The organism is Variovorax sp. P4_D9 (assembly GCF_056401695.1).
Genome location: NZ_JBFUIU010001754.1, coordinates 1 through 549 on the forward strand (window position 1 = coordinate 1; position 549 = coordinate 549).

1 protein-coding gene is annotated in these 549 nt (G+C 57.9%); it reads left to right on the forward strand.

Annotated features, from left to right (window positions below; genetic code table 11):
* Positions 1 to 355: 355 nt before the first annotated feature.
* Positions 356 to 549 (forward strand): universal stress protein (locus tag AC1DY5_RS58160; protein WP_478123117.1); only part of this gene is annotated, 194 nt, incomplete at its 3' end.

Consider the following 549-nt stretch of genomic DNA (forward strand, 5'->3'; position numbering starts at 1 on the left):
GAGTCGGACGATCGAACTCCACGGATTCAAGCCTCCGCAAGATAAGTAAAGACGCGATTTCTCGACGCTGGGCCAGCAAATGTAATGCGTTTGCTGTGTAATTGCAATGATAAGCATATTATCATGTTTGACGAGTGGGGCCGACGCCCTGAGGCAAGCACCGTATACGCAATGACCGGGTGAATCGGATCGACCACCGCGACGGTTCTGCATGAGCGCGTCGGCCTCGAGCTCCATCGGCTTCACGTCGGTGCGCGTTGCGGCGCCCCGAGGTGCGCAGGGATTTGCCCGGCGTTCTCGGATCCCCCGGTCTGGGTCAATCGGGAGTAGCCTTCGCTATCGATGGAGGTGTGCCATGTTTAAACGCATTCTTGTCGCGACCGACGGTTCCGCGCTGTCCGARCAAGCCGTCRCCAAAGCGATCGAACTGAGCTTGTTGACCGGAGCCGAGCTGCTTGCAGTCACWGTGGCTCAYCTCGAACCGCAYARCTATTTCGAAGGTKTKMTCGTGYTGAATCAGCGCGAGATCGAAGAGGCGCAGCACACGTC